The organism is Pseudomonas alcaligenes (genome assembly GCF_014490745.1).
Taxonomy (GTDB): domain Bacteria; phylum Pseudomonadota; class Gammaproteobacteria; order Pseudomonadales; family Pseudomonadaceae; genus Aquipseudomonas; species Aquipseudomonas alcaligenes_C.
Window position 1 is genome coordinate 1,077,501 of the sequence record NZ_LZEU01000001.1, and the last position, 22,196, is coordinate 1,099,696.

A 22,196-nucleotide genomic window follows, 5' to 3' on the forward strand; every position below is an offset into this window, starting at 1 on the left:
GAAAGCGAGTCTTAATAGGGCGTTTAGTCGCTGGGTATAGACCCGAAACCGGGCGATCTATCCATGGGCAGGTTGAAGGTTAGGTAACACTGACTGGAGGACCGAACCGACTACCGTTGAAAAGTTAGCGGATGACCTGTGGATCGGAGTGAAAGGCTAATCAAGCTCGGAGATAGCTGGTTCTCCTCGAAAGCTATTTAGGTAGCGCCTCATGTATCACTGTAGGGGGTAGAGCACTGTTTCGGCTAGGGGGTCATCCCGACTTACCAAACCGATGCAAACTCCGAATACCTACAAGTGCCGAGCATGGGAGACACACGGCGGGTGCTAACGTCCGTCGTGAAAAGGGAAACAACCCAGACCGTCAGCTAAGGTCCCAAAGTTATGGTTAAGTGGGAAACGATGTGGGAAGGCTTAGACAGCTAGGAGGTTGGCTTAGAAGCAGCCACCCTTTAAAGAAAGCGTAATAGCTCACTAGTCGAGTCGGCCTGCGCGGAAGATGTAACGGGGCTCAAACCATACACCGAAGCTACGGGTATCACGTAAGTGATGCGGTAGAGGAGCGTTCTGTAAGCCTGTGAAGGTGAGTTGAGAAGCTTGCTGGAGGTATCAGAAGTGCGAATGCTGACATGAGTAACGACAATGCGAGTGAAAAACTCGCACGCCGAAAGACCAAGGGTTCCTGCGCAACGTTAATCGACGCAGGGTTAGTCGGTCCCTAAGGCGAGGCAGAAATGCGTAGTCGATGGGAAACAGGTTAATATTCCTGTACTTCTAGTTACTGCGATGGGGGGACGGAGAAGGCTAGGCCAGCACGGCGTTGGTTGTCCGTGTTTAAGGTGGTAGGCAGAGATCTTAGGTAAATCCGGGGTCTTAATGCCGAGAGCTGATGACGAGTGTTCTTTTAGAACATGAAGTGGTTGATGCCATGCTTCCAGGAAAAGCCTCTAAGCTTCAGGTAACTAGGAACCGTACCCCAAACCGACACAGGTGGTTGGGTAGAGAATACCAAGGCGCTTGAGAGAACTCGGGTGAAGGAACTAGGCAAAATGGCACCGTAACTTCGGGAGAAGGTGCGCCGGTGAGGGTGAAGGACTTGCTCCGTAAGCTCATGCCGGTCGAAGATACCAGGCCGCTGCGACTGTTTATTAAAAACACAGCACTCTGCAAACACGAAAGTGGACGTATAGGGTGTGACGCCTGCCCGGTGCCGGAAGGTTAATTGATGGGGTTAGCGCAAGCGAAGCTCTTGATCGAAGCCCCGGTAAACGGCGGCCGTAACTATAACGGTCCTAAGGTAGCGAAATTCCTTGTCGGGTAAGTTCCGACCTGCACGAATGGCGTAACGATGGCGGCGCTGTCTCCACCCGAGACTCAGTGAAATTGAAATCGCTGTGAAGATGCAGTGTATCCGCGGCTAGACGGAAAGACCCCGTGAACCTTTACTGTAGCTTTGCACTGGACTTTGAGCCTGCTTGTGTAGGATAGGTGGGAGGCTTTGAAGCGTGGACGCCAGTTCGCGTGGAGCCATCCTTGAAATACCACCCTGGCATGCTTGAGGTTCTAACTCTGGCCCGTTATCCGGGTCGAGGACAGTGTATGGTGGGCAGTTTGACTGGGGCGGTCTCCTCCCAAAGAGTAACGGAGGAGTACGAAGGTGCGCTCAGACCGGTCGGAAATCGGTCGTAGAGTATAAAGGCAAAAGCGCGCTTGACTGCGAGACAGACACGTCGAGCAGGTACGAAAGTAGGTCTTAGTGATCCGGTGGTTCTGTATGGAAGGGCCATCGCTCAACGGATAAAAGGTACTCCGGGGATAACAGGCTGATACCGCCCAAGAGTTCATATCGACGGCGGTGTTTGGCACCTCGATGTCGGCTCATCACATCCTGGGGCTGAAGCCGGTCCCAAGGGTATGGCTGTTCGCCATTTAAAGTGGTACGCGAGCTGGGTTTAGAACGTCGTGAGACAGTTCGGTCCCTATCTGCCGTGGACGTTTGAGATTTGAGAGGGGCTGACCTTAGTACGAGAGGACCGGGTTGGACGAACCTCTGGTGTTCCGGTTGTCACGCCAGTGGCATTGCCGGGTAGCTATGTTCGGAAAAGATAACCGCTGAAAGCATCTAAGCGGGAAACTTGCCTCAAGATGAGATCTCACTGGAGCCTTGAGCTCCCTGAAGGGCCGTCGAAGACTACGACGTTGATAGGTTGGGTGTGTAAGCGCTGTGAGGCGTTGAGCTAACCAATACTAATTGCCCGTGAGGCTTGACCATATAACACCCAAACAATTTGGCTGTTAGACGGTGAAGTCGACAAACAGACCGAAAATTTGCCAGAACACGCAATACCACGACATCACATACCCAATTAGGGGAAGCGACTAAACACCGAGTCCCCAACCGAATTGCTTGACGACCATAGAGCGTTGGAACCACCTGATCCCATCCCGAACTCAGTAGTGAAACGACGCATCGCCGATGGTAGTGTGGGGCTTCCCCATGTGAGAGTAGGTCATCGTCAAGCTCCTATCCCCAAACCCCCAATCCGAGCAATCGGGTTGGGGGTTTGGCTTTTGCGCAACAGAAAATATTGGCGCTGAGGTGGCGGCACCTGTCACGCGTTGTTGCTACTGTTGCCACTCGGTAAGCTGACGCGTTATAGAAAAGCCTGCCTTGATGGGTGTGGGGATCTCAGTCGTCCACACTGCCATGTACTTGGAATGGAGTCTGGTCTCGATCATGACCGAGCTGAAATCAGCCAAAACCCGTCGCACTACCAACTGGTCTGCCATCTGGATTCTGCCGTTGATTGCACTGGTGATCGGTGGCTGGCTCGCCTGGCGTGCCTATGACCAGGCTGGGATCGAGATCCAGGTGTTCTTCCCGAGTGGCGACGGAATCCAGGTCGGCAAGACCGAAGTGATCTACAAGGGCATGTCGATCGGCAAAGTGGTCAACATGGAGCTGGATGACCAGGGCAAGGAGCGTGGCGTACGCGTTTCCATCGAAATGGACAAACGGGTCGAGCAGCACCTGCGTAGCAATACCCGGTTCTGGTTGGTCAAGCCTAGCGTCTCTCTAGCCGGGATCACGGGTCTGGAGACGCTGGTGTCTGGCAACTACATCACCGCCAGCCCCGGTGATGGCGAGCCGACGCGCAAGTTCGTGGCCCTGACCGAAGCCCCGCCGCTCGCCGACACTATCCCCGGCCTGCACCTGACGCTCAAGGCCGATCGCCTGGGCTCGCTGAACCGCGATAGCCCGGTGTTCTACAAGCAGATCCAGGTCGGCCGGGTGAAGAGTTATGTTCTGGCGGAAGACCAGAGCACAGTGGAGATCAAGGTCTTCATCCAGCCCGAGTTTGCCAGCCTGGTGCGCAAGCACACGCGTTTCTGGAATGCCAGCGGAGTGTCCATCGACGCCGGTCTGTCGGGGGTGAAAGTCCGTACCGAGTCGTTGTCGAGCATCGTTGCCGGCGGTATTGCCTTCGCCACCCCGGAAAATCGCAAAGACAGCCCGCCGACCGATCCGACTTTGCCTTTCCGTTTGTACGAGGACTTCGAGGCGGCCCAGGCTGGTATCAAGGTCACCCTGCAACTGCAGGACTTCGAGGGCATTGAGGCGGGGCGTACCCCGGTGATGTATAAGGGCATCCAGGTCGGTACCGTGAAGACGATCAAGGTCGGTGAAGACCTGACCTCCGCCTCGGTTGATCTGATGCTGGATCCCAAGGCCGAGGACTACCTGACCGATGGCGCCGAGTTCTGGATGGTCAAACCATCCATCTCGCTGGCCGGGATTACCGGGCTGGAAGCGCTGGTCAAGGGTAACTACATCGCCGTCCAGCCGGGCGAGAAGGGCAGGCCGGCAGTGCGTGACTTTGTGGCCCGGGCCAAGGCTCCGCCCCTCGATGTGGGAGCGCCTGGTCTGCACCTGGTGTTGTTTGCCGATACGCTCGGCTCGCTGGAGGTCGGCAGCCCGATTCTCTACCGCCAGGTCAAGGTCGGCACTATCCAGAGTTTCCAGTTCTCTCGTGACCGCAAGCGTGTGGTGCTGGGAGCGCATATCGAACCGATCTACGCCAACCTGGTGAACAGTTCCACGCGTTTCTGGAACTCCAGCGGTATCACCCTGAAGGGCGGCATTTCTTCCGGCATCGAGGTCAAGAGTGAGTCGCTGCAGACCTTGCTGGCCGGTGGTGTGACTTTTGAAACCACGGACATGAAGGCGCCGGTGAGCCACAAGATCCAGCGCTTCACCCTGCATAACGACCGCGACGAGGCCTTGCAGACCGGTGCTGTCCTGCAGATCAAGGTGGCCTCGGGCGACGGCCTCAATCCCGGTACCCTGATCCGCTACAAGGGGCTGGAGGTGGGCAAGGTTGAGTCGGTGGAGCTGACCGACGACCTGCAGGCGGTGCTGCTCAATGCCCGTATCACCAAGGCAGTACAGCGCATTGCCAGCGTCGGCAGCCAGTTCTGGGTGGTCAAGCCGGAGCTGGGCCTGGTGCGTACGGCCAACCTGGAGACCCTGGTCAGCGGCCAGTACCTGGAGGTGCAGCCGGCTGCCAAGCCCGGAGCGCGCAAGACCTTCTTCGAGGCACGGGCGCAGGCGCCGACCGTGGCCGCCCACGCGGATGGCCTGAGTCTGGTGCTGAGTACCGCTCGCCGTGGTTCGATCAAGCCGGGGGTGGTGGTCAGCTACCGCGAGGTGCCGGTGGGCAAGGTCACCGATTTCGAGCTGGGGCCGACCTCCGACCGGGTGCTGATCCATGTGCTGATCGAGCCGCGCTACGCCCCTCTGGTACGCAGCGGCAGCCGCTTCTGGAATGCCAGCGGTATCGGCGTGGATGCCGGCCTGTTCAAGGGTGTGAAGGTACGTACCGAATCGCTGGAGGCCCTGCTGGAAGGGGGGATCGCCTTTGCCACCCCGGACAACCCGACCATGGGCGGGCCGGCCAAGCCGGGGCAGACCTTCGCGCTCAACGAGGAGGTCAACGAGGAGTGGTTGAAGTGGGCGCCGAAGATCGTTCTGGATAAGTAAGGGCTCATTCAGCTTGAGTTAAGTCGGCTTGGCTATCGTGTTCCCTGTCGAAAGCCAATACCCAAGTGGAGAACACCGATGAACAAGCTGACTGCCCTTTTCGCCATTACCGCTCTGACCGCTACCGCTGGAATCGCCCAGGCCCGCGACCTGGGCCCGGATGAGGCGCTGAAACTGCGCGACGCCGGTACCATCCAGAGCTTCGAGAAACTCAACGAAGCGGCGCTGGCCAAGCACCCCGGCGGCAAGGTCGAGGAGACCGAGCTGGAAGAGGAATACGGCCGCTATGTGTACCAGGTCGAAGTGCGCGATGCCCAGGGCGTGCAGTGGGATGTCGAACTGGATGCCGCCACTGGCCAGATCCTCAAGGATCACCGCGACGATTGATCCACCCCTCAAGAAAAAGGGCCGCATGAGCGGCCCTTTTCATTTGCGCGAAGGAATCAGGCCGGTTCGGCCTGTTCCTCAGCGACCTTGCTGCTCTCGCGGCGCTTGATGTACTTCCAGTCGGCCTCGTCGATGTAGATGCCGTTGGGGCCGCTGCCGCCTTCCAAGTCGATGGCCACGTGGGCCGAGACCTGCGGCTTCACCGACGCCAGGATCGGCACGAAGCCCAGCTGCAGGCTGGTCTCGATCAGCGCCTGCTGGTTGCGCTCGTCGATGTCCGCCGCCTCGTCGAGGTAGTAGGGCAGGCGTACCTTGCCGGCCTGCTCGCGATCCATCAGGTGCAGCAGCAGGTACATGTTGGTCAGCGCCTTGATGGTCATGGTGGTGCCGTTGGACGCTGCGCCATCGATGTCGGTGTGCATCACCGGCTGACCGCCGACCTTGGTGATCTCGAAGGCCAGTTCGAACAGATCCTTGAGGCCCAGCTGGTTGCCGTTGGCAGCCACCAGGCGCGACAGGTAGTCCTTGGCCTCCTCGTTCTTCGCGTCCTGTTCGGCGCTCTGGGTAAGGTCGAACACCGACAGGGTCTCGCCTTCCTCGTACTGGCCGGCGCTGTGGATGATCTGGTCGATGTGCTTGAGCGCGTCGCGGTTGGGCGCCAGGACGATGCGGAAGCTCTCCAGGTTGGACACCTGGCGCTTGTTGATCTCGCGGTTGAACAGCGCCAGCTGGTGTTCCAGGTTGTCGTAGTCGCTGCGGATATTGCGCAGGGTACGGGCGATGTCGGTGACCGCCGCGCGGCGCGCCTTGGCCAGGGTCAGTGCTTCGTCCTGGCGGTGCGCATAGGCATTGACCAGCAGATGCAGGCGGCGCTCCGGGTCATCCTCGCTGTCGAACTTGGCCACGCCCTTGAGGCGTACCTGGGCATACAGCGCCTCGATCTGCCCGTCGATGCGCTGCAGCGCCTGCCAGCTGTCCTGGTAGTCGCTCAGCAGCGGCAGCAGGTTCTCCAGGCTGTCGTCGACCGGATCCATGAACGGCGTGCCGAACGGCAGGTCGGCCGGCAGCAGCTGGCGGCGGCGCAGGGCATCCTCGAGGGTGCGCTCCTTGGCTTCCAGGTCGGCCAGTTGGCGGCCGACCAGCTGCAGCTTGGCGGACAGCTGCTGCACCCGCTCGGCAAAGGCGTCGGCGGCGCGCTTGAGTTCGTCCTGGGCGGCTTCGGCCTCGGCCAGTTGCTCCAGCTTGGCCGGTTCCTCGACGGAGAGGGTCTGGCTCTTGCGGAAGTCTTCCAGGGCCTTCTGCGCATCCAGCACGGCCTGGTACAACTGCTCGGCCTGGGCCTTGCTCGCCGCACGGTCGTTGGCCACTGCCTGCTGGGTCTTGAGCTGCTTGAGCTCGCGTTCCAGGCGATCCTTCTGGTCGCGCAGGGCGGCGCGGTCGGCCAGGGCCTGCAGGGCCGGCGGCTCAATATGCGAGAGATCGATGGACAGGCCGGGCACTTCGAAGTGATCGCCCTTGAAGCGATCCAGCACGCCCTCGACGGCCTTGACCCAGTTGTCGCCCTCGGCCTGGATGCCTTTCTCGCCCAGCGGCAGGCTGAACAGCTGGCCGTTGAACAGGCGCATCAGGCGGTCGACGTCGGCCTGGCTGAACTCCTCGCGCAGGCGCGAGTAGCTGTTGTTGTCGGCGTGGTCGAGCTGCTGCTTGACCGACTTCAGGCGTTTCTCCAGGTCGCGCAGGCGCTCGTCGAGATCCTCGGCGGAGAACTGCCGCGACTGGGCCAGGGCGCCGGCCAGCTCGTCGTGGGCGTCCTTGGCGGCGAGCAGCTGCTCTTCCAGCACCTTGGCGCTGTCGACCAGGGCGAAGCGGTTCTTCAGCACGCTCAGTTCGCCCAGCCAGCGCTGGATCTCGCTGATCTCGCGTTCCAGGCGCATCAGCTCGGCGGTGCCGCCGCGCTGTTCGTGCTGCAGCCCGTCCTGCTCGCGGCGGTAGTGCTCGGCCTGGATCACCAGCTCTTCCTTGCGTGCGCCGGAGTAGTCCTGCCAGGCGCCGAGCAGGTTATCCAGCAGCGGCGACAGGCGATGCAGCTTGCCGCGCAGCAGTTCGCGCTGGGCCACACCGGAGGACAGTGCCTCGACCAGTGGGCCGGCGGCGACCAGGGCCTGGTAGTCCTGCTCCATGCGCCGTACGTCGCGGAAGGCCTCTTCGGTGGCGGCGATGTAGTCGACGCTGCCGGAGCGCAGGCTGTGCTCGAAGGCATCGAGGAACAGCTGCTTGAGCTTGGCTGCGGTGATCTCGCGCATATGCAGCAGGTTGATGAACAGGGCGCGGAAGGTCTTCAGGCTCTGCTCACTGGTGGAGCGCAGCGGGATCAGAGTCAGATCCAGCGGAATGCTGGTATGCCCGCCAACCAGCAGGCGGCGCAGCTCCTCGGGCTTCAGTTCGTAGGCAACGATGCCGGCCTGGCCGAGGTTGTTGAACAGCTCGCGCTGGCGCAGGCAGGTGCCGCCCTGCTGGTAGTGCTGCAGATCCAGTTCGCCCTGATAGGCGAAGAACTGGTGGCCGAAGCCGCCGCCCGGGCCGCGGCCGGCCACGCCGATCACGTGCGGGCCGTGGGGCAGGGCGACTTCCACCAGGATGTAGCTGGTGTCGGAGGCGAAGTAGAACTTGCGCGACTGCTCCAGGCTGTACTTGCCGAAGCTCATGTCGGACATGCGCGCGAGGATCGGGAACTGCAGCGCGTTGATCGACGCCGACTTGCCCAGGTTGTTGGCGCCGTACACCGACAGCGGATTTTCCAGCGGGAAAATACCGAGGCTGTAGCCGGCGGTGTTCAGCAGGGCGAAGCGGCGGATGCCGTAGCGTTCCTGGCTCATGCGTCGATCTCCTGGGCTTCACGTTCTTCGGCCATGGCGCGGGCCAGGGCGTCTTCCTCGGACTCTTCCGCGGTCTCGGTGCGCGGCTCGATGCGTACGATCTCGTCCTCGGCTTCATCCACCAGCAGCTCTGGTGTCGGCAGCGGCAGGTTGCTGTGCAGGCTGGCGGCCAGGTCGCGATCCTGCTGCACCGCCAGGCATACATCGAGGAAGCGGTGCATGGGCGCGAGGAAGCGGTACACGCCGTTTTCCTCGCTGGCGAAGCCGAGCTGGCTCAGGCGGCGCATGACCTTCTCTTCCAGCTCTTCCTGGCTGATGACCTCGGCCTGGAGGAACAGATCCTTGTACTTGTCCAGCAGCGCCGGCAGTTCGTCGCGCCCCAGGCTGCCGCCGTCGAGTACGGCCAGCGGGTCGCGGCCCTGGTCGGCGAGGTGCTCGACCAGGATGAAGGTGAACAGCGCCAGGCGCTGGGCAGTCTTGTTGACCTGGGCGCCCATCTGCTCCGGCACGAAGTAGTAGAAACCGCGGCTGTCGCACACCAGCTCGTAGCCGAGCGACTTGAACAGCGCGCGGTAGGCGTCCTGCTGGGCAGATAGCTGGGTGTACAGCTCCGGATGGCTGCGGCTGATGTGGTAGCCCTTGAACAGCTCGCGGAAGATCGGCGCCAGCTGGGTCAGTTCTTTCAGGTCGATATTCATGCGGTCACTCGCAGGTGCGACTCCCCTCTCACGGTGGAAGAGGGGCTGGAGGTGAGGGGCTTCGAGGTGGGCGACAGGCCCGCACCCCGGCTCTCTCCCTGGGGGAGAGGGAGGTAAATGGCGCAGGACTCAGGCATTGGGGCGGCCTACCAGCGCATAGGAGCTCAGGCTGACCTGGTGCTCGCGGGTGAGGTAGTCGCGGCGTTCCAGACGCTCGCGCTGGAAGCGCGCATCGCGCGACAGCCGCGAGAACCAGTAGAGCAGCTCGTCGGTGGCGCCTTCCGGTTCCTGTTCCAGCAGCCAGACCATCAGATCCGGCAGCGGCAGGGCCTGCTCGCAACGCTCGATCATCTCGCGGGCGGTGCGCGGTGCCCTGGGCGCTGCGCCCTTGCGCGCGCCACTGGCCCGTGGGAACTGGTTGGGCTTGGGCTGGAAACGGGCCAGGGCGTAGACGTAGCTCTCCACCTGGCTGGCGGTGCCGAGGAAGGTACTCTGCGGCCGGCTGAACAGCGGCATCGAGGCTTGCGGCAGGGCGTCCAGGCCCTTCTTGCGGATTACCGACAGGGCCAGGGCGGCGCCACGGGTCACGGCGTTGTGCCGGCGCGCTTCCTCACGCAGTGGCAGCAGCAGCTCGCGGGCCTTGCGCAGAGTCAGCTGGGCGACGGTCTGCATTTCCAGGATGCGTGCGTGGGTGCGCAGCAGCAGGTCGTCGTCGACCAGTTGGCCGAGGCGCTGCTGTTCGCCGAGCAGGCGCAGCAGCACTTGTTCGACGCGGCGTACGCCCTGCTCGAAAGCGCCGTCGGCGGAGACCAGCTGGATCATCGGTTCGACGTATTCGTCCCAGGTCGCCAGTACCTCGGCGTAGCGCTGGCGCAGGGGAATCTGCCGATCGCTGGTCTTGGCCCGTTCGGCCACGCCGACCAGGGCCTGCTCGTCGTTGGCCAGCTTCTTCAGCACATCGCGTACGCGCATATCGAGCAGGCGTAGCTGGCGCGCCAGGTCGTTGCCGTCACGCACTTCGAAGGCGTCCTGGATATAGCCGGCCAGGCGCTCCAGGTGGCGCAGGTAGGCTTCGATCTCCAGGCACAGACCGAGGCGGTGCTCACGCCGCAGGTAGGCGAGGAAGTCATGGATCTGCGCGTTCAGCTCGAAGCGGTTGGGGCTCTTGGCCACCGGCACCAGGATGTCCAGGCGGATCCACTGGTCGAGCAGGGCGGTGATATCGGCGGGGCTGCCGTCGGGCAGCTGGGCGCCGAGCTGATTACGCAGTTCCACCAGGCTCAGGGTGCCGGTATCGAAGCGCTCGCACAGCGGTTCGAGCAGCGTCCAGTGCTCGGCAAGGGCGCGCAGTACGCGCTTGGGGTCGATCATCGGGGCATCCGTTCTGCTGGCTGCTTTCTTATAAAGCGCGGAATTGTACTGCAAAGGTGCGAGGCTGGCCGACCGGGTGTCGAAACGCCGGTCGGCCTTTTCCCGCCGGCTGATTCAGGCCACAATTCCCGACCTGTCATGCGGGCTGGCCAGCCCGTCACCGTCCTTTTCGCGGAACCCCAGCCTTGATCGAAGAAGTCCGTCGCCGCGCCTATCTGACCGCCATGCAGGTGGCCAGCTGGCTGCCGCGCGTGGAGCTGCCGTTTGCCGCGCCCTCGCGGGCCGCATTGCTGCAGCCACTGCCCGAGCCGGAGCCCGCAGCACCAGCTGCGCCGCCGGTAGCGGCTGCGGTGCCGGCCGCCGTGCGCGAAGAAGCGCCGCGGCCGAGTATCGAGGTGCCGCGCCCGACGGTGCAGATGCCCAAGCCGGTGATCAAGGCAGAGCCGACTCCTGTCGCAGAAGAAGCAGCGGCGCCGGCCCGCGCCGTACCCGTGGCGCCGCCGCGTTTCGCCCTGCAGCTGCTGCGCGCCGGTGACTGCGCCCTGCTGGTCGAGTTGCCCACCGGCGAACCCTTCCAGAGTCGCGACCCGGCCTATCTGCTGCTCAAGGATCTGCTGCGCGCCGCCGGCCTGCCGGACAGTCCGCAGCAGGTCGGTGACGGCTCGCCGATCCGCTGGCCGCTGCTCAGCCGCGGCAACCTCGACCAGGGCCCGGAGGCGGCGCGCGATTACGTGCAGGGTGTGCTGGCCGGCCAGCTGGAAAGCCAGCCCTGCACCTGCCTGTGGCTGATCGGCCTGCCGGCCGTGCGTTTCGCCGGCGAAGGCGATGCCGACAGCTACAACCGCGAACTGAATGTCGATGGCCTGGGGGCGGCCTGGGCCCTGCCGGGACTGGAACTGCTGATGGACGAGCCGCAGCGCAAGGCGCCCCTGTGGCAGGCCATGCGCCGGGTGATGCAACGCTGGAAATCGTCCGTATGAGTTCTGCTATCACTTTCCGCCCGATGATCCAGGCGGATCTCGACCGCGTACTGCAGATCGAGAATGCCGCCTTCAGCCATCCCTGGACCCGCGGCATCTTCGAGGACGGGCTGAAGTCCTACGACTGCTGGCTGATGTTCGACGGCGACGAGCAGGTCGGCCACGGGGTGATCCAGGTGATCATCGACGAGGCGCACCTGCTCAATATCACCGTGCGCCCGCAGAGCCAGGGCAAGGGCTACGGCCTGCAGCTGCTCGAGCACCTGATGCGCCGGGCCATGCAGCTGAACGCCGGCGAGTGCTTCCTCGAGGTGCGTGCCAGCAACCAGTCGGCCTACCGCCTGTACGAACGCTACGGCTTCAACGAGATCGGCCGGCGCCGCGATTACTACCCCGCACCGGGCGGGCGCGAGGATGCCCTGGTGATGGCCTGCACCCTGCTCGACTGAAGCGGTGACCGCCCGGGTCGGCGGCTTGTCAAAGCCGGAGCGCCTCCGTATGGTGCGGCGCGAACCCGGAGGATTAAGCCATGAGCGACCTGCAGCATCTGTTCGACAACAACGCGCGCTGGGCCGAGGCGGTCAACCAGAAAGATCCGGAGTTCTTCGCCAAGCTGGCCAAGCAGCAGACTCCCGAGTTCCTGTGGATCGGCTGTTCCGATGCGCGGGTGCCGGCCAACGAGATCGTCGGCCTGCTGCCGGGCGATATCTTCGTCCACCGCAACGTCGCCAACGTGGTGCTGCACACCGACCTCAACTGCCTGTCGGTGATCCAGTACGCGGTCGACGTACTCAAGGTCAAACACATCCTGGTCACCGGCCACTACGGCTGCGGCGGCGTACGCGCGGCCATGCAGGATCGCCAGTTCGGCCTGATCGACGGCTGGCTGCGCTCGATCCGCGACCTCTACTACGAGCAGCGCGACTACTTCGCCCAGTTCGACAATGAAGAGGACAAGGTCGACCGTCTCTGCGAGCTCAACGTGATCCACCAGGTGGCCAACGTCAGCCACACCAGCATCGTGCAGAACGCCTGGCACCGCGGCCAGGAAATCGCCGTGCACGGCTGCATCTACGGCATCAAGGACGGCCGCTGGAAGAACCTCAACGTCACCGTCAGCGGCCTCGAACAGCTGCCGCCGCAGTACCGCCTGCGCCCGCTCGGCCAGTCCTGAGGTGCCGCGCGCGCAACGCTTCGCCTGGCTCGGCCTGGCCCTGGCCAGTTTGATCTGGGCTGGCAATTCGCTGGTTGCCCGCGCCTTCACTGGCGCCATCCCGCCGCTGTCGCTGGCCTTCTGGCGCTGGGCCGTGGCACTGCTGATCCTGCTGCCGCTGACCGGGCCGTCGCTCTGGCGTCATCGCCAGGTGCTGCGCGCCGCCGGCTGGCGTCTGTGGCTGGCGGCGCTGCTGGCCATCACCCTGTACAACTGTCTGCTGTATACGGCGGCGCTGACCACGGCGGCGATCAATCTCAGCCTGGTCAGTACCTGCCTGCCGCTGGCCACCTTCATCGGTGCCGGCCTGCTGCTTGGCGAGTGGCCGGCACGACGAGCCTGGGGCGGGCTGGGAGTGGCACTGCTGGGGCTGCTGTGGCTGATCGCCCAGGGCAACTGGCAGGTGCTGCGCAGCCTGTCCTTCGCCCAGGGCGATCTGCTGATGCTGCTGGCGACCCTGGACTGGGCCCTGTATTCCCTGCTGCTACGGCGCTGGAACCGCTATTTCCAGCTGCCGCCCTTTACCCTGCTCGGTGCCCTGGTGCTGCTCGGCGTGCTGATGCTGACACCGTTCTACCTGTGGGAGCTGTGGCACGGCGCGCGCTTCGCAGCCAGCCCCGGCAACCTGGCAGCCATTGGCTACACCGCGCTGTTCGCCTCGGTGATCGCCTACCAGTTGTGGAATATCGGCCTGCGCGAGCTCGGCGCGGCACGCACGGCGATGAGCAATTACCTGATGCCGGTGTTCACCGCGATTCTCGGTTGGTTGCTGCTCGGCGAAGGGCTGCAGTCCTACCACTGGGTGGGCGGGGCGCTGATCGTCAGCGGCCTGCTGCTGGCCGGGCGGCCCCAGGTACGAACCTAGTCGGCCGGAAGTCTGGCGCCAGTTTCTTGTGATGGCAGGGCGCACGGGGCTTCGCTACTCTGCAGCAACGTGCCGCACACAATAACCAGAGCAGGCGCGACTCGCAGTATTAAACAAGGGGGAGAGTTATGTTCGGTAGTTCCAGCAAGCAGCAGCGCGGCTTCACGCTGATTGAGCTGATTGTCGTGATTGTGATCCTGGGGATTCTGGCGGCCATCGCGCTTCCCAAGTTTCTCAACCTGACCAGCCAATCCTACGATTCGGTCAACCGCGGTATCGGTGGCGCACTGACCTCGGCCACCAGCCTGGTGCGCGCCGGCTGGCTGGCCAATGGAGCTCCGACCGGCGGCAGCACTGTCACCCTCGACGGCTCCGTCATCGCGGTCAACTCCAACGGCTGGCCGGTCAACAGTCCGTCCGCAACAGCCGGCAGCACGCCGACCGCCAGCGAGTGCGCCAATATGTGGAACGCCATCATGAAGAGCAACACGCCTGCCGCAGCCGGTAGCTGCACCGGCGATGGCTGCTATGTGGCCAGCGTGAGTGGCAGCACGTCCTGCATCTACACCATGTCGGGCAGTCCGAGCGGCGGGCCTTACACCATTACCTACGCCTTCGGCACTGGCGACGTAATCATCTCGCCGTAACGGGTACCCAGGTAATGCCAAAGGCGGATCGCGAGATCCGCCTTTTTTGTTTTTACCGATGAGAGCCTGGAGCGATTGCCCAGCGCCCGGGCGACGACAGGTACCCAGGCCAGGGAAGAGGAAGGTGTTGCGAGCAGCGAGTTATCTGCCCCCCCTTGTTGAAACTATGCTGACAGCGGGTTGCTGCGAATCAAGGAGGAGATAATGGCGAGGGCGTCTGAGGAGAAAGGTATCGATGAGGCCGGCGACGACTCGTCTCCGGGCCTGTCTGCAAACTTCTATGGGCTGATCGAGTTTGTACTCAGGGATTCAAGCCTGAGTCCCGAGCAGAAGGTCATGCTGATCGATGAAGTCCGCAAGAGCACGCCGGCCAGTGATCGTTGGACGAGTCGTTACGCAATCTATTCTCTCGTCGCGATTGCGCTGCTATCCATGGTCGGCATCATCTGGCTAGGGCTGGCTGACAAGTGGGTTCCCGATGGCCTAGTCGCCATTGGCTCTGCTGCGGTCGGAGGCCTGGCCGGGCTGCTGGTTCCACGCAAGGGCTGACCACTACCCCAGAAACAACAAAGGCCTACCCGAAGGTAAGCCTTTGTTTTGTATGGTGGCTACGCAGGGACTTGAACCCCGGACCCCAGCATTATGAATGCCGTGCTCTAACCAACTGAGCTACGTAGCCGTTTGAGGCGCGCATTATTCGTGTGTCGGGCATGGCTGTCAAGCCTGGCGGCAGAAAAATTCTGCACGCTATCAACCGCTTACGTCAGGCTGTGGGATTGCGGGCGGTGCGCTTGGCTCTGGCCATGGCAGGGGGAGGGGCAGGATCGGCCTGCCCAGGATGGCAAGCCCTTGATCTGGATCAAACCCGGTTGCTGCCAGGGGAGGAAAGGTTGCCCTCAGACAGCAACTGTTCAGGCGTGAAGGCGGAAAGTGGAGACAGAGGATAACTCTCCACTGGCCGGGGCCGGCATCAGGCAGCCCTGCGCCGCTTCACTTCAGGACAGGATCGGGAGGACGATATGGGATCGCTACAACCCCAAGAGCTGCGCGTGCCGAACGCCAGCACCAGCCCGTGGTACCGCAAGAGCAGCACCCAGGCCATGGCTGACCTGCAGACCAGCGTCACCGGCCTGGCCCCCGAGGAAGCCAGGGCGCGGCTGCTGCGCATCGGCCCCAACGCCTTGCCGGCCAAGGCCGTAGACCCGCTCTGGCTGCGCTTCGCCCGGCACTTCAACGATGTGCTGATCTACATCCTGCTGGCCGCCGCCGTGGCCACGGCGCTGATGGGGCACTGGACCGACACCCTGGTGATCCTCGCCGTGGCGCTGATCAACGCCGCCATCGGCTTCTTCCAGGAGAACAAGGCGGAGAAATCCCTGGCGGCCCTGCGCGGCATGCTCAGCAGCACCGCCCTGGTGGTGCGCAACGGGCAGAAGCTGAAGATCGACGCCAGCGAGCTGGTGCCCGGCGACATCGTGGTGCTGCGCCCCGGTGACAAGATTCCCGCCGATGTACGCCTGTTCGAGGTGCATCACCTGCAGGTCGAGGAGTCCATGCTCACCGGCGAGTCGCTCACCGTGGCCAAGCAGGTCGAGGCTCTGGAGCAGGAGGCATTGCTGGCCGACCGCAGTAACCTCGGTTTCTCCGGCACCAGTGTCAGCGCCGGCAACGCCAAGGGCGTGGTGATCGAGACCGGCGCGGCCACCGAGCTGGGCAAGATCAACTGCCTGATCGCCAGCGTGGACGAGAGCGAAACCCCGCTGCTGCGGCAGATCGCCCAGCTCGGCAAGCGCATCTTCCAGCTGATCGTCGGCATGATGGCAGTGCTGTTCGTCATCGGCTTCTTCTGGCACGACTACCCGTTCGGCGAGCTGCTGCTGTCGCTGATCAGCCTGGCCGTGGCCGCGGTGCCCGAGGGGCTGCCGGCGATCGTCTCGATCATCCTGTCGCTCGGCGTGCAGCGCATGGCGCGCAACAAGGCGATCATCCGCAAGCTGCCGACCGTGGAAACCCTGGGCGCCATGAGCGTGATCTGCTCGGACAAGACCGGCACCCTGACCATGAACGAGATGACTGCCAAGAGCGTGCTGACCGCCAGCACCCTGTATGGCGTCGAAGGGCAGAGCTACGAGCCGGTCGGCCGCATCACCCTGGCCGGCGCCACCGAGGCGCTGGACTGGGCGGGCCACACCAACCTGGCGGCCTTTATCCGCGCCGTCGACATCTGCAACGACAGCAGCCTGCAACGCAATGACGAGGGGCGCTGGCGTGTGGTCGGCGGGCCTACCGAGGGCGCGCTCAAGGTGCTGGCACGCAAGGCCTGCTTGCCTGAGGTGGACGTGCGGCGGATGGGCAAGATTCCCTTCGACTCCGCCTACAAGTACATGGCGCGCCGTTGCGATGTGGCCGGCGACAGCCTGATCTACCTGAAAGGCGCTCCGGATGTGCTGCTGGGCCTGTGCCAGCAGCAGCTGGGGGCGCACAGCGTCGAGCCGCTGGATCGTGCCTACTGGGAGCGCGAGATGGGTCATATCGCCAGCCAGGGCTTGCGTATGCTGGCGGCGGCCTACAAGCCGGTGCCTGGCGCTGGCGGTGAGATCGACCATGAGGACTTGCAGGACGGCATGATCTTCCTTGGTGTCGCCGGCTTGATGGATCCGCCGCGGCCCGAGGCGATCGAGGCCATTGCCCTGTGCCGGCAGGCCGGCATCCAGGTGAAGATGATCACCGGCGACCACCCGGACACCGCCGTGGCCATCGCCCGCATGCTGGGCATGGGGAGCGACCTGCGTGCCATGACCGGTCAGGAGCTGGAGGCCACCGACGATGCCGCGCTGAGGACGCTGGCCATGCAGTATGCGGTGTTCGCCCGTACCAGCCCGGAACACAAATTGCGCCTGGTGCGCGCGCTACAGGCCAACGGCCAGGTGGTGGGCATGACCGGCGACGGGGTCAACGACGCGCCGGCGCTGAAGCAGGCCGACGTTGGCATCGCCATGGGCATCAAGGGCACCGAGGTGACCAAGGAAGCCGCCGACATGGTGCTCACCGATGACAACTTCTCCACCATCGCCGGCGCCGTGCGCGAGGGGCGGCGGGTTTACGACAACCTGAAGAAGACCGTGCTGTTTATCCTGCCGACCAACATGGCCCAGGGCCTGCTGATCGTCATGGCGATCCTGGCCGGGGCGGTGGTGCCGCTGTCGCCGCTGCAGATCCTGTGGATGAACATGGCCACCTCGACCACCCTGTCCTTTGCCCTGGCCTTCGAGCCCGGCGAGCCGGGGATGATGCGCCGCGCGCCGCGCCAGGCCGGCGAGTCGATCCTCAACGGTTTTGCCGTGTGGCGGGTGTTGTTCGTCGGCGGACTGCTGACGGCGGCGGCCTTCCTGCTGGAGGCGTGGATGGTCGCCGGCGGCCAGGACACCGACCATATCCGCACCATGATCCTGCACACCCTGGTCACCGCGCAGTGGGCCTACCTGTTCAACTGTCGCCTGCAGGAGCAGTTCTCGCTGAACGCCGCGCTACTGCGCAACGGCGCGCTGCTCACCGTGACCCTGGCGCTGATCCTGCTGCAGTGCCTGGTGATCTATGTGCCCTTCATGCAGACGGCCTTCCATACCGTGGCGCTGCCGTTCAGCAGCTGGCTGCTGGCGCTGGGCGTCGGGGTGCTGGTGTTCTTCGCCGTCGAGCTGGAGAAGCTGCTGATCCGCCGCTGGAAGGCGCGGCGGGCCGGCTGAGGGAGTGGCGGGGCTTCAGGTCGCAGGGCTGGAGCCCCGCCAGTGGCTCAGCATGTAGCTGCCAAGCAGCAGGCCGGCGGCGAGCAGGTAGATGGCGGTCGAGCGACCCAGGCCGAAGAACGCCAGCATGATCAGGGCATAGGCCAGGAAGGACACGCCGAAGCCCAGGCCGAAGGGCACGCGCAGGGCCAACAGGATTAGCAGAATGAGCAGGAAGGCGGTCTTCGCATAGTAGGCCTCGCGGGCAATCTGCAGGGCCTGTTCGGCGGAGGTGGCCACCTGGTACTTGGCGAAGATGTCGTGGCCGGCGAAGAAGTCGACCTGCATGGTGAGATTGACGACGAGGTAGCCGGCAATCACCAGCAGACTTATGAAGCGGTTGATATCCATGCAGGACTCCTGAGGCCCACCCGCCTGGCGGGTGGGCTTTTTCATCAGCGGGAAAGGCTCAGGCCACTGGCGGCGTGCAGGCCTTCGAGGTCGGCATCCAGTTCGACCCGGGTCGACTCGAGGAAGCGGCTGAGCATGTTGAAGTAGCTGCAGCAGAGGATCAGCTCGCTGGCCTGGCGTACCCCGTAGCGCGACTGGATGGCCGCCAGGGCCTCGTCGCTCAGGCGTACGTCACGGCTGATTTCCTCGGCCACCCGGCAGAGCAGCAGGCCTTCCTCGTCCAGGCCCTGAACCGGGCCGGCAGTGCCGATTCGGTCGATTTCCTCCTGGCTCACGCCGACGCGACGGGCGATCAGCACATGCTGGGCCCACTCGTAGTGCGAGCCGGTGACCTGGGCCACGCGCAGAATGGCGATCTCGCGCTTGCGGGCGTCGAACTGGCTTTGCAGCAGGATCGAGGCGGCGAGCTGGATGAAGCCCGGCAGGCTGCTCGGGGCGTTGGCCATCATGCGGAACACGTTGGCCGGCGGCAGGCCGGCGAGGGTCTTGCGGGTGGCCTCGGACAGCTCGTCGTCGGTGGGCAGGGGCAGGCTAACGGCCATGGTCAATCTCCACGAGGTGGGGCGCGCTGGCGCCCCGTTGAATAAAAAGGGGCCGCCGGCGGGCGGCCCGAAAGTCCAGAGGGTTTCCCGCCCTGGGTCAGTAGCGTGCGGTTGGCCTAGCGCACCCCGGCGCGGCGCAGGGCCGCCGGGGTGAAGTCGGTGGACGACATCGGGATGCCGTACTGCGGTGCGTTGCTGATTTCGTTGCGCAGGCCGGAGACGAAGTAGCGGCCATTGAGCAGGTCGTAGCAGGTCTCCACCAGGATCATCGGGATCTGCTGCTGGTACACCTGCTGCAGATGGCCTTCGGCGACCCGCCAGATCTGCCCGCGGTTGTCGTAGTGGTCGACCACCAGGGCCTGCCAGCTGTCCTCGTCGAGGTACAGGCGGCGCTTGGCGTAGATATGGCGTTTGCCGGGCTTGAGGTTGGCTTCCACGACCCACACGCGGTGCAGTTCGTAGCGGGTGTAGTCGGGGTTGAGGTGGCCCGGCTTGATGATGTCGTCGTACTTGAGCTTGGGGTCGTCCAAGCGGTAGGCGTTGTACGGCACATACAGCTCGCTCTTGCCAAGCAGCTTCCACTCGTAACGATCCGGCGCGCCGTTGTACATCATGAAGTTGTCGGAGGTGTGCTGGCCGTCGCTGGTGGTCGACGGGCCGTCATAGGACACCTGCGGGGCGCGGCGCACGCGGCGCTGCCCGGCGTTGTAGACCCAGGCCAGACGTGGCTCCTTGACCTGGTCGAGGGTCTCGTGAACCAGCAGCACGTCACCGGCCAGGCGGGCCGGCGAGACGGTGCGCCACTTGTAGTAGAACAGCACGTTGTCGTTCTTCGCCTGGCCAAGGTCGCTGACCGCCCACTGCATGGCGATGTCCTGGTCGAGCAGGCTGGCGGTGTACTGCCCGCTGGCCTGCGGCGCCGCAGTGATGATGTTGCGGTGCAGAGTCGAGCCCAGGTAGCGCGCCATATGGTTCCAGACCGCCTCCAGGCCGTTCTGGGCAAGCGGGAAGGGCACGCCCATGCGGTAGTTCTGCAGGGTGTTGCCGTCGCCGGCGAGGGTTACCTGGGTGGCGTTGTCGCGGGTTTTCTGCAGCCAGGTGTCGGGGAAGGTGCTGCTGCGGTGGCTCGGGTACACCGGCATGCGGAAGCTCGAGGGGTAGCGCTTGAGCAGGGCCAGCTGGCCGTCGCTGAGGTGCTCGCGGTACTGCTCGGCGTTGGCCGCGGTGATGGTGAAGAGCGGCTTGTCGCCAGCGTAGGGATCGCTCATGAAACCGCTACCGTCCAGGGTGCCGGCGTCCTTCGCCAGGCCGCCGTTCCAGGCGGGAATGGTGCCGGCGGCATTGCCGGCCTGCTCGGCGCCGACCGGGGTGAGTTGCTGGCCGAGGGTGGCCGCCTGCTGCGCGCTGACGGCGGCCAGGGTGCTGCCGACCCACAGGGAAGCCAGCAAGGCAGAGCTGCTGATCAGATGCTTGTAGTTATTCATGTCTGTCACCGTTAGAAGTTCACGCCGAAGCTCAGGGCGAGGAAATCGCGATCGACCTGAGTGTTGTAATCGCCATCGAAGAAGTTGGTGTAGGAGAGGCTGGCGCTGTAGGTCTTGTCGTACTCGGCATCCAGGCCGACGCTGAGGGCCTTGGCGCCTTCGTTGAACGGGGTGGAGCTGGGGCCGTAACCTTCCACGTCATGCGACCAGGCCAGGTTCGGCTTGAGGCTGATGCCGGCGAAGACGTTGCGGTAATCCCACATCGCACGCACGCGGTAGCCCCACGAGGTGCTCGTGGTGAAACCGTTGTTGTTGCACTCCTCCGGGCGGGTGGTGTTGGTGCTGGTGCGGCACAGGCTGTTGTCGCTCAGGGCGCCGGTGCCGTAGACCGCATCGCGGCCGTAGCGCAGGCCGCCATGGCCCTCCAGCCCGCCGACGCGCACCACGGCGGCTTCGCCGACCAGGGTCAGGCGCTCGGCTCCCATTACGCGGTCGAAGAATTGAGTGGCCGACACCTGGAACTGGCTCACCTCTTTGCGCTGGTAGCCGGGAATCGCCTGGTTGTTGCCCGGGGTGAAGGCCGCATACACCGGCGACACCGCGGCCGAGCCGAGCAGCCCGGTGACCATGTCGGCGCCGTTGATCTGCAGGGGCGCGTTGGGTCGGTAGCTCAGCTCGCCGGCCAGGGCGGTGCCGGTGGCCAGGGTGGTGGAGAAGCTCAGGCCGTAGAGGCGGATGTCTTCCGGGTAGTCGTAGTAGAACTTGCTGGTGCCCAGGCGATAGGCGCTGACCAGCGACTGCCCGGTGGGCGAGGCGATGATCCCGCCGCAGGCCGCCGCCGGAATGCCGAGGCTGGAGCAGACGCCGTTGGCGAAGTTGAGGTCGGCGATGTTCGGCCCGCTGACCAGGCTGAAGTACGGAGTGCGGCTGTGGTAGTTGATGAAGTAGCCGCCGAACTCGGTATCCAGTGGCGTGGAGTACCAGCGCAGCGCGGCGCCCCACTGCCCGGAGTTGCGCGGATCGTTGTCGCTGACCCGCGGGATGACGATACCTTCGCTGGACAGCTGGACGCCGAAGGGATCGAGGGCGGCATGGGCCAGGGCGTTGTCGGAGATGTTCGGCCCGACGATGTTCTCATCGCAGCCATCGGCAACGGCGTCCGCGCCGAAGAAGGTGCCGCAGTTGTCGGCAATCGTCTGTTCCCAGTCCAGCTGGTAGAAGGCCTCCAGCGACAGATCCTCGCTCAGGCTCTGCGAGACATAGAACATGTTGACCGGAATCAGGCCTTCCTTGATCTCGGCCCCGGGGCGGCGGAAGGCCGCCGCATCGATCGGGTTGATGCTGTTGATGCCGCCGCCGATGAAGGTGCTTTCGCCCCAGCTCACCACCTGCTTGCCGAGGCGCACGGAGCCCGGTTGTCCGGCGATCTCGTAGTTGTGGTAGAGGAAGGCGTCGAGCAGCTGGGCGCCCGAGGACTGGGCGCCGGCCTTGCGGTTGCTGTCGCTGATGTCCTTCCAAGGGCGGCTCTCGTCCTTGAGCTCGAAGTCGTACCAGTACTTGCCGCGCACGAAGGCGCCGCTGTCGCCGTAGCGCAGCTCCAGGTCGTGCAGGCCCTTGAAGATCTTCGAGAAGGTCTCGCCTTTGTCGAAGTTCTGCCGGCCGTCGTCGCTGAGTACCGAGGCCGCCTTGCCGCCGTTGTTGGCGCCGATCAGATCCTGCTTGGCGCTTTGCGTCGACCAGCTGGCACCGATCGACAGCGAGGTGTCGAACTGGCCTTCCAGTTCGCCGAATTGAAAGCTGACGGCGAGCGCCGGCGTACTGGTCGCCGCACAGATGGCGAGCGCCAGGGGTTTGATGTTGCGCATGGCTTTGACTCCACTGTTGTTTTTGTTGTGGAAA

The 22,196-nt window shown here is 64.0% G+C and carries 16 protein-coding genes, 1 tRNA gene and 2 rRNA genes (1 of these 19 only partly in view); 11 read left to right on the forward strand and 8 right to left on the reverse strand.

All coding sequences use genetic code 11. The features are described from left to right. From A9179_RS04795 to A9179_RS04810, 4 genes are all read left to right on the forward strand, one after another. Positions 1–2,272 (forward strand): 23S ribosomal RNA (locus A9179_RS04795) (it extends 620 nt beyond the left edge of the window). A 134-nt stretch (positions 2,273–2,406) separates the two neighbouring features. Then, positions 2,407–2,522 (forward strand): 5S ribosomal RNA (gene rrf / locus A9179_RS04800). A 215-nt stretch (positions 2,523–2,737) separates the two neighbouring features. Beyond that, positions 2,738–5,041, forward strand: a complete 2,304-nt coding sequence (locus tag A9179_RS04805) for a PqiB family protein (RefSeq protein WP_187804702.1) — start codon at positions 2,738–2,740, stop codon at positions 5,039–5,041. 78 nt (positions 5,042–5,119) lie between these two features. Beyond that, the gene (locus A9179_RS04810) at positions 5,120–5,428 is read left to right on the forward strand and encodes a PepSY domain-containing protein (RefSeq protein ID WP_187804703.1); all 309 of its coding nucleotides are present in this window, start codon (positions 5,120–5,122) and stop codon (positions 5,426–5,428) included. A gap of 56 nt (positions 5,429–5,484) precedes the next feature. Here the strand turns inward: A9179_RS04810 and mksF are convergent, their stop codons facing one another. From mksF to mksB, 3 genes are all read right to left on the reverse strand, one after another. Then, positions 5,485–8,304, reverse strand: a complete 2,820-nt coding sequence (gene mksF / locus A9179_RS04815; RefSeq protein ID WP_187804704.1) for an Mks condensin complex protein MksF — start codon at positions 8,302–8,304, stop codon at positions 5,485–5,487. Beyond that, positions 8,301–9,002, reverse strand: a complete 702-nt coding sequence (mksE, locus tag A9179_RS04820) for an Mks condensin complex protein MksE (protein ID WP_187804705.1) — start codon at positions 9,000–9,002, stop codon at positions 8,301–8,303. Before mksE ends, mksF begins: the two co-directional genes overlap by 4 nt. Before the next feature lie 129 nt (positions 9,003–9,131). Then, the gene (mksB, locus tag A9179_RS04825; protein WP_187804706.1) at positions 9,132–10,373 is read right to left on the reverse strand and encodes an Mks condensin complex protein MksB; all 1,242 of its coding nucleotides are present in this window, start codon (positions 10,371–10,373) and stop codon (positions 9,132–9,134) included. Between the two features lie 185 nt (positions 10,374–10,558). Between mksB and A9179_RS04830 the strand changes: the two genes are divergently transcribed. The 6 genes from A9179_RS04830 (at position 10,559) to A9179_RS04855 (ending at position 14,627) form a co-directional block, all read left to right on the forward strand. Next, entirely contained in the window at positions 10,559–11,353 is a 795-nt protein-coding gene (locus A9179_RS04830; RefSeq protein WP_187804707.1) for an energy transducer TonB, read from the forward strand. Beyond that, positions 11,350–11,802 carry a ribosomal protein S18-alanine N-acetyltransferase gene (rimI, locus tag A9179_RS04835; protein ID WP_187804708.1) on the forward strand — a complete coding sequence of 151 codons (453 nt, stop codon included), beginning with the start codon at positions 11,350–11,352 and terminating at the stop codon, positions 11,800–11,802. The genes A9179_RS04830 and rimI overlap by 4 nt, the downstream gene beginning before the upstream one ends. Before the next feature lie 80 nt (positions 11,803–11,882). Next, positions 11,883–12,527 carry a carbonate dehydratase gene (gene can, locus A9179_RS04840; protein ID WP_187804709.1) on the forward strand — a complete coding sequence of 215 codons (645 nt, stop codon included), beginning with the start codon at positions 11,883–11,885 and terminating at the stop codon, positions 12,525–12,527. Between the two features lies 1 nt (position 12,528). Then, a complete protein-coding gene (locus tag A9179_RS04845; protein WP_187804710.1) occupies positions 12,529–13,431 on the forward strand; it encodes a DMT family transporter in 903 nt (300 codons plus the stop codon). A 128-nt stretch (positions 13,432–13,559) separates the two neighbouring features. Then, the gene (locus tag A9179_RS23080) at positions 13,560–14,078 is read left to right on the forward strand and encodes a type II secretion system protein (RefSeq protein WP_187804711.1); all 519 of its coding nucleotides are present in this window, start codon (positions 13,560–13,562) and stop codon (positions 14,076–14,078) included. A 204-nt stretch (positions 14,079–14,282) separates the two neighbouring features. Then, positions 14,283–14,627: a hypothetical protein gene (locus A9179_RS04855; protein WP_187804712.1), complete on the forward strand. Its 345-nt coding sequence runs from the start codon at positions 14,283–14,285 to the stop codon at positions 14,625–14,627. A gap of 53 nt (positions 14,628–14,680) precedes the next feature. Here the strand turns inward: A9179_RS04855 and A9179_RS04860 are convergent. Beyond that, positions 14,681–14,757, reverse strand: a tRNA-Met gene (locus tag A9179_RS04860). 340 nt (positions 14,758–15,097) lie between these two features. Here A9179_RS04860 and A9179_RS04865 point away from each other — a divergent pair. Then, the gene (locus A9179_RS04865; RefSeq protein ID WP_187804713.1) at positions 15,098–17,821 is read left to right on the forward strand and encodes a cation-transporting P-type ATPase; all 2,724 of its coding nucleotides are present in this window, start codon (positions 15,098–15,100) and stop codon (positions 17,819–17,821) included. 15 nt (positions 17,822–17,836) lie between these two features. Here the strand turns inward: A9179_RS04865 and A9179_RS04870 are convergent, their stop codons facing one another. From A9179_RS04870 to A9179_RS04885, 4 genes are all read right to left on the reverse strand, one after another. Then, on the reverse strand, positions 17,837–18,211 hold the full coding sequence (locus tag A9179_RS04870; protein ID WP_187804714.1) for a hypothetical protein: 375 nt from the start codon (positions 18,209–18,211) through the stop codon (positions 17,837–17,839). A gap of 44 nt (positions 18,212–18,255) precedes the next feature. Then, complete coding sequence (locus A9179_RS04875) at positions 18,256–18,813, reverse strand: carboxymuconolactone decarboxylase family protein (protein ID WP_187804715.1); 558 nt, start codon at positions 18,811–18,813, stop codon at positions 18,256–18,258. Positions 18,814–18,929: 116 nt separating this feature from the next. Beyond that, on the reverse strand, positions 18,930–20,297 hold the full coding sequence (locus tag A9179_RS04880; protein ID WP_187804716.1) for a DUF1329 domain-containing protein: 1,368 nt from the start codon (positions 20,295–20,297) through the stop codon (positions 18,930–18,932). Between the two features lie 11 nt (positions 20,298–20,308). Continuing rightward, on the reverse strand, positions 20,309–22,162 hold the full coding sequence (locus A9179_RS04885) for a DUF1302 domain-containing protein (protein WP_187804717.1): 1,854 nt from the start codon (positions 22,160–22,162) through the stop codon (positions 20,309–20,311). Between the last annotated feature and the right edge of the window lie 34 nt (positions 22,163–22,196).